General features: G+C 67.5%; 10 protein-coding genes. 5 read left to right on the top strand and 5 right to left on the bottom strand.

All coding sequences use genetic code 11. The features are described 5' to 3' along the window. Nucleotides 1–44: 44 nt before the first annotated feature. The 3 genes from N1027_RS05715 (at nucleotide 45) to N1027_RS05725 (ending at nucleotide 6,168) form a co-directional block, all read left to right on the top strand. Nucleotides 45–1,205 carry a mandelate racemase/muconate lactonizing enzyme family protein gene (locus N1027_RS05715; protein WP_259506051.1) on the top strand — a complete coding sequence of 387 codons (1,161 nt, stop codon included), beginning with the start codon at nucleotides 45–47 and terminating at the stop codon, nucleotides 1,203–1,205. Between the two features lie 172 nt (nucleotides 1,206–1,377). Further along, complete coding sequence (locus N1027_RS05720; RefSeq protein ID WP_259506052.1) at nucleotides 1,378–3,960, top strand: right-handed parallel beta-helix repeat-containing protein; 2,583 nt, start codon at nucleotides 1,378–1,380, stop codon at nucleotides 3,958–3,960. A gap of 93 nt (nucleotides 3,961–4,053) precedes the next feature. Next, the gene (locus tag N1027_RS05725; protein WP_259506053.1) at nucleotides 4,054–6,168 is read left to right on the top strand and encodes a beta-galactosidase; all 2,115 of its coding nucleotides are present in this window, start codon (nucleotides 4,054–4,056) and stop codon (nucleotides 6,166–6,168) included. 16 nt (nucleotides 6,169–6,184) lie between these two features. Here the strand turns inward: N1027_RS05725 and N1027_RS05730 are convergent, their stop codons facing one another. From N1027_RS05730 to N1027_RS05750, 5 genes are all read right to left on the bottom strand, one after another. Next, nucleotides 6,185–7,180: a LacI family DNA-binding transcriptional regulator gene (locus tag N1027_RS05730; protein ID WP_259506054.1), complete on the bottom strand. Its 996-nt coding sequence runs from the start codon at nucleotides 7,178–7,180 to the stop codon at nucleotides 6,185–6,187. Between the two features lie 141 nt (nucleotides 7,181–7,321). Then, nucleotides 7,322–8,302: an NAD-dependent epimerase/dehydratase family protein gene (locus N1027_RS05735; RefSeq protein WP_259506055.1), complete on the bottom strand. Its 981-nt coding sequence runs from the start codon at nucleotides 8,300–8,302 to the stop codon at nucleotides 7,322–7,324. Between the two features lie 42 nt (nucleotides 8,303–8,344). Beyond that, the gene (locus tag N1027_RS05740) at nucleotides 8,345–9,082 is read right to left on the bottom strand and encodes an SDR family NAD(P)-dependent oxidoreductase (RefSeq protein WP_259506056.1); all 738 of its coding nucleotides are present in this window, start codon (nucleotides 9,080–9,082) and stop codon (nucleotides 8,345–8,347) included. Between the two features lie 41 nt (nucleotides 9,083–9,123). Then, nucleotides 9,124–9,846: an SDR family oxidoreductase gene (locus N1027_RS05745; RefSeq protein ID WP_259506059.1), complete on the bottom strand. Its 723-nt coding sequence runs from the start codon at nucleotides 9,844–9,846 to the stop codon at nucleotides 9,124–9,126. Next, a complete protein-coding gene (locus N1027_RS05750) occupies nucleotides 9,843–10,877 on the bottom strand; it encodes a LacI family DNA-binding transcriptional regulator (protein WP_259506060.1) in 1,035 nt (344 codons plus the stop codon). The genes N1027_RS05745 and N1027_RS05750 overlap by 4 nt, the downstream gene beginning before the upstream one ends. A gap of 99 nt (nucleotides 10,878–10,976) precedes the next feature. On the opposite strand from N1027_RS05750, the gene N1027_RS05755 reads away from it, so the two are divergent. Together N1027_RS05755 and N1027_RS05760 are read left to right on the top strand one after the other, a co-directional pair. Next, the gene (locus N1027_RS05755) at nucleotides 10,977–11,810 is read left to right on the top strand and encodes a sugar phosphate isomerase/epimerase family protein (RefSeq protein WP_259506061.1); all 834 of its coding nucleotides are present in this window, start codon (nucleotides 10,977–10,979) and stop codon (nucleotides 11,808–11,810) included. Next, a complete protein-coding gene (locus N1027_RS05760) occupies nucleotides 11,807–12,790 on the top strand; it encodes a Gfo/Idh/MocA family protein (protein WP_259506063.1) in 984 nt (327 codons plus the stop codon). Before N1027_RS05755 ends, N1027_RS05760 begins: the two co-directional genes overlap by 4 nt. Nucleotides 12,791–12,839 lie beyond the last annotated feature (49 nt).

Raw genomic sequence — 12,839 nt, forward strand, 5'->3', positions numbered from 1 at the left:
TGTATGCTCTTTCTAGATTAGGGCAAGGGAAAGTCAAGGGCGAAATGAAGATCACTGGTTACCGATGCATCCGCACCTACCGAGACTGGGGGCGCCCGATCGGTGACGTGAACGGGTACATCGACAACGGGCTGACCGAAGTGCCGATCGTGATTCTGGAGACGGACGAGGGCATCACCGGCATCGGTACCGGCTCGGACCAGGACATCGACCGGCTGTTCCCGGCACTCGAAGGCGAAGATCCGCGTGCGGTCACAGCTTTGTACGACCGGATGCTGGCACGCGTCTTCAAGGCCGGGCACGCGGGCGCGACCTTCGGGGGGATCGGCGCGCTGGACATGGCGCTGTGGGACCTGAAGGCGAAGATCGCCGGCGAGCCGCTCTGGCGGGTTCTGGGCGGCCGAGACAGATTCGTCAGCGGGTACGCCTCGGGGCTCGACATCGCCCTCGACGACGAAAAGCTCGCCGCCTTCTACAAGCGCATGGCCGATTTGGGGTTCACGAGCGCCAAACTCAAAGGTGGCCGCGATCTCGAAGCAGACCGGCGCCGGCTGCAGATCATCGGAGATGAACTCCGCTCGAACACGCGTCACCCCGCTCTCATGCTCGACGCGAACGAGTCCTGGAACCTCAAGCAGGCGGTGCGATATGTGACCGCGCTCGAGAAAGACACCGATCTGACCTGGGTCGAGGAGCCGCTGCGAAGGTGGGATGCTCCGGGTCACGCACGATTGTCCAATTCGGTGCGGGCCGCGGTCGCCACAGGCGAGAACTTGACCGGACTCGAGCAGTTCCGCCCGTTGCTCGATGCCGGCGGCGTCGACATCGTGCAGGTCGGCTGCGTCTGGGGGGTCACGCACTTCCTTCGGGTTTCGCACCTCGCTCATGCTCATGACCTTCCGATCAGTCCCGTCGGGCTGACCTCCAATCAGGCCGTCGCACATGCCGCAACCGCAGTGCCGAACCACATGGTGACCGAGGTGCAAGATCTGGGAGCGCCGTTCGGCGTCACGATCGACCAGGAGATCGTGGACGGGGGCATCGTGCTGGGCGATGCGCCGGGTCACGGGGTGAGTGTCGACGAAGAGGCGATTCTGGCGAGCCAGCGGGATGCGAGCTGGCTCGTGCCCGCGGGGCCTCACGTGCGTCCGCATCGGGCGGGGCTGCGACTCATCGCGGAAGACGACCGCGCGGAACGCGCGTGAGCCGGATGTGCCGGCGCTAATTTCTGCCCAGGACTATTGCGCATACGTCACACGTATGATTTCGTAGACGCGGGGGGCAAAGCTGCCCTGCTTAACATCACGGAAGCGAATAGCCATGACATTGATGTCACATACGCGAGAAGTCTCTGTCCGAAGAAAGGGCTGGTTGCCGGTGGCTGCCGGAATTGCCGGCGCGGCAACCCTGATCCTGAGTGGTCTGGGGGCATCGGTCGCCCAGGCGGCTCCACCGGAGAAGGACAGCGTCGTCTACGCGTCACCAGACGGTCGTGACCAAGGGGAGTGCCAGGAGCAGCACCCGTGCTCGCTGGAGTACGTGCAGGGCGTCGTGCAGGATGAGGCCGCCAAGGCGAAGGGCGATGTCACCGTCGTGCTCGCCGACGGCACCTACCGCATCGACCGCCCGCTCGAGTTCCGTGCGGAGGACGGCGGCCGGGACGGGCACACCGTGCGCTGGACGGCCGCAAAGGGCGCGCACCCCGAGATCACGGGCTCGACCCAGCTCTCGGGCTGGCAGCAGTATGACGAGGACGCGAACATCTACGTCGCGGACACACCGGCCGGTTTCGAGACCCGGCAGCTCTACGTCGATGGCATCGCCGCGCCGCGCGCCGCCACCAGCCTGGCGCTGACCGACCTGACGCTCACCCCGACGGGGATGACGATCAACAATCCCGAGCTCGCCTACTTGGCGGATCTGCCAGATCAGGACCGGATCGAGTTCGAGTCGCTCGGCGACTTCACCGACCGCTACTCCCCGGTGCAGAGCATCGCGGGCGACACGATCACGATGACTCAGCCCGCCTGGGACAACAACACGTGGGGCTGGGACACGGTGCAGAACTCGCTGCTCGCCGACTCGAAGTGGTTCATGGCCAACTCGCTCGGCTTCCTCGACGAGGCTGAGGAGTGGTACGTCGACCCCGAAGCGGGGAAGCTCTACTACAAGCCTGCGGACGGCGTGAACCCCGAGGACCTCGACATCGAGCTCCCGCGGGTGGAGACCCTCATCAGCGTGGGCGGCACCTATGACGCTCCCGTCTCCAACCTGGAGTTCAGCGGTCTCACCTTCGACGGCACCTCCTGGCTCGGCCCGTCCTCGGCCGAAGGGTACGTCAGCCAGCAGAACGGCGGCTACATCAAGGGCGTGTACGACTACCGCCCCGCCGACGCCTTCGCCAACTGCAGCCGCGGCTGCAATCCGTATGAGCGCACTCGCAACACCTGGTTCCAGATCCCTTCCGCCGTGCAGGTGTCGGCCGCCGACCACATCACGTTCTCCGGGAACACCTTCCGCAACCTCGGGTCGTCGGCCCTCGGCATCGGCAATGACGACAACGCGATGCTCACCGGGGTCGGACTCGGCGCCAGCAACATCGACGTGACCGGCAACGTGTTCACCCAGGTCGGTGGCCACGCCCTCTTCGTAGGCGGGATCCGGGCCGACGCACATCATCCCAGCGATCCCCGCATGACGAACCAGGACATCCTCATCGAGAACAACACCATCAGCCACGTCGCCGTGGAGTACCAGGACACCTCGGGCATCCTGAGCACCTACGTGACCCGGGCGCAGATCGTGCACAACGAGGTGAGGGATCTCGCCTACGCGATCGACACCGGCTACGGCTGGGGTATCAACGACCCCGGGGGTTCTCAGGAGTACAAGAACCGTGGGTACTACCAGTACAACCCGCTCTACCAGACGCCGACGACGCTCAAGGAGAACCTGATCGCGGGCAACCTCGTGCACGACATCAAGGCCGACTTCGCCGACTCCGGAAACATCTACAACCTCTCGGCGAGCCCGGGCACGATCATCGAGAACAACTACATGTACAACGTCTCGGGCGTCGGCATCTATCTGGACGAGGGCAGCCGCTACACGCTCTCTCGGCACAACGTTCTGGGCGACGCGAACCCGTGGGTGTTCACCAATGCATACAGTGCCGGCAACGGTACGAACGACAACACGCTCCAGGAGAACTGGCACACCGGCGGAGAGCAGATGCCGAACGCCGCGGCACGCAACAACCGCCTGATCGACAATGTGAAGGTCAGCGGCGACAACTGGCCGAGCGGTGCGTGGGACGTCATCTGTGCTGCAGGCGTCGCCCCGAAGTACCGCACGGAGCTCAACGTCAACCTCGGCGGTATCGACCCGCGGTGCCCGACGGATGTGACCAAGCCGCAGGTGACCCTCGTGGCACCGACTGCGGCCGGTCCGTTCAAGGAGCTCACGGTGCAGGTCGACGCGACCGACGACTTCGGGCTGGATAAGATCGTGGCGAACATCTACCAGGGATCGACTCTCGTCAAGTCCACGCAGACCGCGGTCGGCGGGGCCAAGACGGGGACGCACTCGGCGACGGTCACGCTGCCCGAGGGCGACTACACGATCAAGTACAACGCGCAGGACACGAGTGGGCTCATCTCGCAGACGAGCACCTTCGCGTTCACGATCGACACCACGGCGCCGACCGTCACGGTCAAGAACGGCGCGAACGAGACCGTGGGCTCCGACGGCACCTACTCGCTCGTGAGCTTCAAGCTCAACGACGCGGGCAAGATCGACAAGCTCACCCTCAACGGCGTGGAGAAGGACCTCACGAACAACGCGTGGTCTGATCTCAACTACGTCAAGCCGGGTGCGTTCGGCGCCGTCGCGGGGCTGAACACCCTCGTCGTCTACGATGTGGCCGGCAACACCACGACGCTCACGTTCACCGTGAACTGACGTTTCAGCACGACCGAGGTGCCCCCGCGTCCCTGGCGCGGGGGCACCTTGCCGCCCGCCTCACCTACCCCACCAGATTAGGACCTCGCTGCTTTGACAGAGATTGACGACCGCGTGCTCTTCGGCGCCGCGTACTACCACGAGTACCAGCCCTCTCCTCGGCTCGACCAGGACCTCGACCTCATGCAGGAAGCCGGGTTCACCGTGATCCGGGTGGGCGAATCCACGTGGGCCACCTGGGAGCCCGAGGACGGGGTGTTCGACCTCGACTGGCTGCAGCCGGTGCTGGACGGCGCGCGCGCACGAGGGATCGCCGTCGTGCTGGGTACGCCGACTTACGCCGTACCCCCGTGGTTGACGCGCAAGTATCCCGAGATCGCCGGAGAGCGACGCACGGGAGAGCGCATCGGATGGGGGGCCCGTCAAGAGATGGACCTCACACACGCCGCCTACCGCTTCCATGCCGAGCGTGTGATCCGTGCCGTTGTCGGGCGTTACCACGACCATCCCGCAGTGGTCGGGTTCCAGGTGGACAACGAGCCCGGCCTCGAGTTGCTGTACAACGAGGGCGTGTTCCAGGCTTTCGTCGACGACCTGCGTCGCACCTACGGCGACGTGGAGACCCTGAACCGGGAGTGGGGACTCGTCTACTGGTCGCATCGGCTCACGACCTGGGCGGATCTCTGGCGACCCGACAACAACGCCCAACCCCAGTACGACCTCGCCTGGCGGAAGTTCCAGGCCCGGATGGTCACCGAGTTCATCGGTTGGCAGGCCGGAATCGTGCGGGAGATCGCCGGCGCCGAGAAGTTCGTGACCACCTGCATCGCTTACGACCGGCCAGGGGTGCAGGACCCGGAACTGACGGCAGCGCTGGATGTCACCGCAGGCAATCCCTATTACGCGATGCAGGACGGTCTAGCCCTTCCTTCGACAGAAGATCCGACGCCGGGCTGGACGACGAGCGGCACCTGGGCGATCTTCCACAGCGCAGACCGGATGTACTCCTCGAAGCAGGCGCGGTTCCTGGTCACCGAGACGAATGCCGGGGCCATCGGTGGTTCGGCCATGAACGCGCCCGCGTTCGACGGACAGTGGCGACAGGCGGCCTGGGCGATGATCGCCCGGGGCGCACGAATGATCGAGTACTGGCACTGGCACACATTGCACTTCGGTGCCGAGACGTTCTGGATCGGAATTCTCCCTCACGACCAGCGGCCCGGGCGGGTCTACGAGCAGCTGGCCGCGCTGGGCGCAGAGATCAAGTCTGCCGAGGACCACCTGAGTGGACTCGTGCCGGACGCCACCGTGGGGCTGCTGTGGTCCAACGAGTCGATGTGGGGCCTCCGAGGTCAGCCGACGCTCGCCCGCGACGACGGCTCCGCGGACCCCGGCAGCTACGAGCGGATCGTGCACGCCTTCTACCGGGGAGCGTTCGAGGCCGGCGCGCCGGTGCGAATCGTCCACGACGTCCAGCTGGTCGAACAGGGTGACGGCACGCGGCTCCGCGAGCCGGCCGAGGTCGCCGCCGAGCTGCCCGTGCTTCTGGTGCCGGCGCTCTACGTGGCCAGCGACGCACTGCTCGACTGGTTGCGCGACTACGCTGAGGCGGGCGGACACCTGGTGCTCGGACCGCGCACCGGATATGCGGACACCGAGGCCCGAGCGCGTGTGGAGGTCAAGCCGGCGCGGCTTGCCGCCACCGCCGGTGTCAGCTACCAGGAGTTCAGCAACCTGGCGACACCGGTTCCCGTGACGGGCTCCGACGGCGCACTGGAGCTGCCCGACGGCGCCGCCGGCGCAGCATGGGCCGACTACTTGCAGGTCTCGGACAGCTCGGTTCAGATCCTCGCCCGATATCAGCACCCCGCGTTGGGCCAGTACCCGGCGATCACCACCGCTGGGGCGGGGCTGGGGCGCGTGACCGTCGTCGGCACCGTGCCCAACGCCGAACTGTCGGCGGCGTTGGTGACCTGGGCGGTGCCGGCTCACCGGGACGCCTGGAGCTCTCTGACGACCGGTTCGGTCACGGCGACCTCAGCGACGACGGCCGCAGGTCGTCGGCTGCGAGTGCTGCACAACTGGTCGTGGGATGCCGGCTCGGTGCGGTTGCCGACCGATGTCACGGATCTCCTCTCCTCCGAGCCGCTGGCGGCCGATGCGCTGGTCGAGTTGGGACCGTGGGACGTGCGCGTCTTCCTGGAGTAGAGGGCGCAGCAAGCGCTCACTCCTCGAGGCGCGTCACGGAGGCGCCCGGGATGAGGTGCGCGTCGAGGTATTCGATTTTCGGTGCGGGGCGCTCGCCCGGCGACTCGATGTGGTGGGCGATCAGGCGGGCCGCGTGCTTGGCGATCTTGCGGGTCGGCTGCACGATGACGGTCAGTTTCGGCACGAGCGCCTGGGCGAGCTCCCGGCTGTCGAACCCGACCACGGAGATGTCCCGGCCGATGCGCAGCCCGGAATCGTTCACGGCGGTCACGGCGCCGAGGGTGAGTTCGTAGTTCGCGGTGAACAGCCCCGTGGGCCGTGGCCACAGGGCGAGGAGTTCCTGAGCGGCACGATAGCCTGCACCGATCGTCAGCGGCTCGAATCGCTCCAGCGCCGGGTCTACCTGCACTCCGTCAGAAGCCAGCGCGCGCTCGAACCCCTCGGTGCGCAGGCGCATCGAGGAGATCGTCGGTTCACCACCGACGAATCCGATACGACGGTGACCATGATCGAGGAGGTGTCGGGCGCCGAGTGCTCCTGCGGCCACATTGTCGAGAAAGACACCGTCGGCGTGGAGGTCGTCGATGTGCCAGTCGACCATCACAACCGGCACGCGCGCAGCCGCCGCACGAAGTGCGCGCACGTCGTGCGGTGAGGTGATCGCGATGATTCCGTCGACCATGCGGTCCATCAGCAGGTTGACGGGATCGTCGCTCGGATCGGGGCTGGCTGCCACGATGACGCTGATCCCGCGCGGGCGGAGGGCTTCCTCGACACCGGCGACGATCGTGAGGTGGAAGTCGTTGTCGAGTGCCGGCAGCAGCACCCCCACCGTCCGTGACCGTCGCGTACGCAACATCCGAGCGTGCTGATTGGGCCGGAAGTCGAGCTCGCGCGCCGCGGACTCGATGGCTTCGCGGTTGGCCTCCAGAACGTTTCGCCCGTTGAAGTACTTGGAGATCGTGGCGAGCGAGAGTCCTGTGGCCCGCTGGATGTCCTTGTATGTTGTCACAGCCCCGTCTTTCCTGGTGTTACCGCCCAAAGCCCCCACGGTTGTCGATATCTGCGTGTCGCGTGCGCTCAGCATAATCCAGCGTCAGCGCGGTGCGAATCGTTTCGGCCGAGACAGTCCCGATATCGATCCCGCTGCATCTCAACCGAATTGGACGGGCGGAATGTCGTCGCCCAGACGGCCGGCCTGTCGGAGCCACTCCACCGACTCCGCCACGGCCGCGAGCGACGAGTGTGCCGGCGCGTAGCCCAGCAGCCGGCGACCCTTCTCGATGCTCATCGAATGGCTGCGGGCGACATGCTGATAGGCGGCGTCGCGGTGCTCCTCGGGAAGAGAGGCGCCGAATTCCGCGAACGGCACGAAGCGCAGCCTCGCTTCCCGCCCGAACCACCGCGCCGCCGCCTCCGCGAATCCGCGCAGCGTGAGCGCGCGCTCGGAGACGGCGTGGAACGCCTCCCCGTTCGCCTCGAGCGGCCGTTCGAGGCAGAGTCGGATGAGCTGCGCGACGTCGTCAGCGTGCACGTGATGCACCGTCTCGAGCCCGAATCCCGGCAGCAGGAGCTCGCGCCCACCCGCCAGCGTCCGCCAGACGTCGAGGTCGGTGGTGCCCTGCGGGGTGACGATGGGCCAGCCGGGTCCGGAGATGTGACCCGGGTGCACGATCGCCACCGGGAGGCCGTCCTCGCGCCGCGACTCGGCCAGGAGCAGACGTTCGATCGCCTCCTTCTGAATGCCGTAATCGCCCCAGGGCCGTTTGACGGCGTCCTCGGGAGCCGGCACTTCCGTGAGGGTGCCGTGTGTCCAGATCGTGCCGACGTGCACCAGCTGATGCGCCCGTCCGCGGAGGGCGTCGGCGAGCTGCCGGGCGGACTCCGGGGTGAAACAGATCAGGTCGACCACGGCGTCTGCTCCGAGCCCGGCGACGCGGGAGCCGAATGTGCCCGCGGCATCCTCCGCCTCGCGGTCGGCGATCACCCGTGCGACGCTCTGCCAGGCCGGGTCGTCACGATAAGGGGCCGACGTTCCGCGTGTGATCGCGACCACGTCGTGCCCGTCCGCCACGAGGCGCGGCACGAGATAGCCACCGACGTGCCCGGTTGCTCCGATGATGACGATGCGCATGTCTGTTCTCTCCACTTGGTTGTCGGCGGTACGTGATCTCCCTCAATGGAACGCGGCAGCACCGTTGACCGCGACCACTGTTCCCGATGCGAACCCGCCGGCCTCCGAGGCGAGGTACACGGCGGCGGCGGCGACGTCGGCGGGTGTGCCGGCACGACGGAGCGGGGTGGCCGCGATGGTCGCGCGCTGGTCGGCCTCGGGGGTGAAGCACTCGTGGAACGGTGTCTCGAGGATGAGCCCCGGGGCTACGGCGGAAACGGCGATCCCGCGTGGTCCGAGCTCTTTTGCCAGAGCGCGGGTGAGGCCCTCGACGCCGGCCTTGGCCGCAGCGTACGCGCCCGCTCCCTGGCCGCCGCCGTTGTGCGCCGCCAGCGAGGAGATGTTCACGATGCGGCCGCCTTCGGCCATCAGGGGCAGGGCCGCGCGCACGACGTAGAAGACGCTCGAGAGGTTGAGTTCGATGACGTGCTGCCAATGCGCGTCGTCCGCGGCGTCCGTCGCACGGCGGGCGACGAGGCCACCGGCGTTGTTGACCAGCACGTCGATCCTGCCCCCGAGGGCCTCGCCGATCCGGGCCACGGTCGCCGTCACGGCAGCGCTGTCGGTGACATCCATCCGCTCGGCGATGACCTGGTCGGCCACGTGCCCGGGCACCGGCGAGGCATTCGTCGTGATCGCCACGCGGTCGCCCGTGCGGATGAACGCCTCGGCGATGCCGAGCCCTATGCCGGTCGCGCCTCCGGTGATCAGGACGGTTCGTGCAGGGGAGGGTGCGGTCATGGAGATCTCCGTCTCGGTCGGAACTGGGGAGGTGTTGTCGTTCAGCGCCCGGTCGGCCGCATGACGACCTCGCTCACGGTCGCGCGAGCGGGCATCCGGATGACGGCGAGACACATGTCGGCGACGTCCTCGGGCCGTAGCGCTCCCGCCAACTCTTCGGGCGTGGGCGCCGTCGGGCGGTGGCGCACGAAGCCGGTGTCGATGAGGCCCGGCGAGATCGTCGTGACCCGCACGCCGTCACCGCCGGCCTCGAGCGCGGTCGCGCGCGCGAGCGCGGCCAGACCCGCTTTGCTGGCCTGGTAGGCGGCCCCCGACAGATCGGGGACGAGAGCGGCGACGGAGGAGATGTGGATGAGCAGTCCGCCGCCGCCGTCGCGGAAGCCGGCAAGCGCCGCCCGTGTGAGGAAGAAGGCCGCGGTGAGGTTGCTGTCCAGCACCGATCGCCAGCCGGCTTCGTCGAGCTCCTCCAGGCGACGCGCTTTGAGATTGACGCCGACGGCGTTCACGACCACGTCGATGCCGCCCGCGTCGCGCCGCAGCGCTGCGACGGCGTCGTCGATCTGCGCCGCCGAGGTCGCATCGGCGACGGCGACGTGCGCGATCCCTCCGATCTCGGCCACCTCGGCTCGCACGGCATCGAGGCTGTCCCGATCGCGTCCGAGCAGCAGGACGGTCGCACCGTCTGACGCCGCAGCCAGGGCGACGGCGCGGCCGACCCCGCCGGCGGCGCCCGCGATGAGCACTCGGGCTCCGGATGCGGTCATACGATTCTCCGTTCGGTCGAAGCCCGCACCACGAGGGTCGGCGGGAACACGAGCGAGCGCCTCGACTCGCCGACGCCGGGCCCGTTCTCCGTGAGCAGGACGACCGCCTCGGCCATCTCGCGCAACGGCTGCCGGACCGTGGTGAGGGCCGGCGAGATGAGGCTCCCGACCGGGATGTCGTCGAAGCCGACCACCGCGATCTCGGCGATGTCGCGGCCCGCATCCCGGATGGCGGCGGATGCACTCAGGGCGAACATGTCGTTGACGGCGACCAGGGCGGTGGGCTGGTCGTCGAGCGCCAACAGGGCGTGCACCGCCCGGCGTGCAAGAGGGTCGCTGTCCGCATCGCCGAAGTCGGACGAGCGGGGGACGAGTGCGTCGTCGAGCGGGATGCCGTTCTCGGCGAGCGCCCGGCAGTAGCCGGCGAAGCGCCGCTGCCGGCTGATCGTGCGCATCGCCCCGGAGACGAACGCGATGCGCCGGTGACCTCGCTCGACGAGGTGCTGCGTGGCCATCCATGCGCCGGCTTCGTTGTCGATGCTGACGTTCAGCAATTCCGTCGGGTCGGCATCCTGTTGCTCGCGGTCGAACGCGATGATCTGCACGCCGGCGTCCATCGCGGGGCGCAGGTGCTCGAGCGACGGGAGCGAAGTGGACAGGACGATGTGCTCGATGCCGTCGGCCCAGAGCTGCTCGACGTAGGCACGCTCGCGCACGGGATCGCGCTCGGTGTTGCAGAGGTAGATCTGCCGGCCGTGCGCATGGAACGCGGCCTCCAGGTGCGCAGCCCACGCTCCCCAGAACGGGTTGGCCACGGAGGGAACGATGAGCCCCAGCGTGGGGTTCGGGGCGCCGCGCAATTGCTGGGCCACCCGGCTCGGCCGGTAGGAAAGCGACTCCATGGCCTCGAGCACGCGCCGGCGCGTCTCCGGCTGCATGAGGTGTTCGCGTGCGTTGAGCAGGTTCGAAACGGTGGAGGGCGAGACTCCAGCGGCCTGAGCAACATCCCTGATGGTCGCGATCGCCCTCACCTCTCCTCTGGTTGACGTGTTTCGGAGTGACTGTATCGTTGCACGAGTTACTGTATCGTTGCACAAAATTTTCCCGACGTCCTGAACGAGGAGTCCGCCATGCCACACACAGATCCCACGACGACGTGGAGTGTCTTCACGAAACCGTGGCGAGAACCACGCATCGGTGCTCTCGGCGAGTTGGTGGCGACCATGGGTTTCAACGCCGTCGAGCTCCCGGTGCGGCCCGGCTACCAGGTGACGCCGGATGACGTCTCGGCCGCTCTGCCGGCGGCCGTGCGCGAGCTCGCGCGCGCCGGGGTCGCGGTCACCAGCATCGCCTCGGGTACGGACGAGGCCACGTTCGCGGCCTGCGCGGACGCGGGAGTGCCGTTGATCCGGATCATGGTACCCATCGGGTCGGGCGGCTACGCCGCAACCGGCGTGGAGGTGCGCCGGACGCTCGCCGGCCTCTCCGAGAGCGCCGAACGCCACGGGGTCCGAGTCGCGATCCAGCCGCACTACGACGATTACATCGCCGACTCCTCGGAGCTCTTCGCGCTGCTCCAGGACGAAGATCCCCGATTCGTCGCGGCAATCTGGGACGCGGCGCACGACGCCCTCGCACGCAAGCGGCCCGAGCACGGCCTGGAACTGCTCTGGCCATGGCTCGGGATGATCAACCTCAAGAGCGCGTACTACGCGCGGACCGACGATCCGGCGCCCTCGCAGGGCGATCCCGTCTGGGAACCGGTCTTCACCGATGCCCGTAGTGGAATGGCGGAATGGGGTCGCGCGATCCGCTACCTCGTCGAGCGTGAGTTCGCCGGGCCGATCTGCCTCACGGCGGAATATACCGACGAGAGCGATCTTGTGGCGAAGGTGACGCGGGATCTCGCAGACGCACGAAGCTTGCGAGCCGCTGCTCAGGATGTTGCGGGAGCGGTCCGATGAGTGCTGTGGAGCGCGGTCCGGTGCGTGTCGCCGTCATCGGCGCCGGGCAGATGGCGAACCTCGTGCACTACCCGTCGTTGTCGTCGCTGCCGGATGTGGAGATCGTCGGCATCTGCGACCTCTCGCCGGAGCGCCTCCGGGCGACCGGCGAGCGATGGGGGGTCACCGCGCTGTTCAGCGACTGGTCGGCGATGCTCGACGAAACGCGTGCGGACGCCGTCTATGTCATCGGGCCGCCCGAGCTCATGTTCGGCATCTGGTGTGCGTGCCTCGTGCGCGGGCTCGACCTCTTCGTCGAGAAGCCGCTCGGCCTCACCGTCCATCAGGCGCGCACGCTCGCTCGCCTCGCCGACGAGAACGGCTGCATCACGCAGGTCGGCTTCCAGCGACGTTCGTCTCCGCTGCTGGAGCACATGGTGGGCCGGGTACACGATCGCGGCCAGGTGGTGCATGCGGTATGCCGGTTCTACAAGAACGATCCGACCCCGATGGTGTCGGCGCGTGACCGGATGATGGACGACGGCGTGCACGTGATCGACACCCTCCGGCACCTCTGCGGCGGCGAGGTCATCGCCGTGTCGGATGTGACCCGCCGCGTGCTCGTCGACGACATCAACTTCATCACGGCGACGCTCGAGTTCGACACGGGCGCCGTCGGGGTCATGATCACGAACTGGACGAGCGGCCGGAGGACGTTCGGCGTGGAACTCCACGGGCCGGGGATCATGGCGGAAGGCGACCTCGAGATCGGCGGCACCGTCTGGGACGCCGATGGATCGGAGGAGCTGGATGCCGCCGAAGTGGCGGGTTCCCCCGACCTCCACGTGCGCGGAGGCTTCCGCGCGAAGAGCGCCGAGTTCATCGAGGCGGTGCGTACGCGTCGTCTCCCGTCGTCGCATTTCGGCGATGCGCTGAAAACGATGACGGTCGCCGAGACCATCCTCGCGCACGACCTGCTGAGGGCGGAACGAAACGTTTAGTGCTCGATGGGAACTCTTGACTTCAAATATCCGCGCTCCTAGCATTCAT

The sequence above is a fragment of the Herbiconiux aconitum genome (assembly GCF_024979235.1).
Taxonomy (GTDB): Bacteria; Actinomycetota; Actinomycetes; order Actinomycetales; family Microbacteriaceae; genus Herbiconiux; species Herbiconiux aconitum.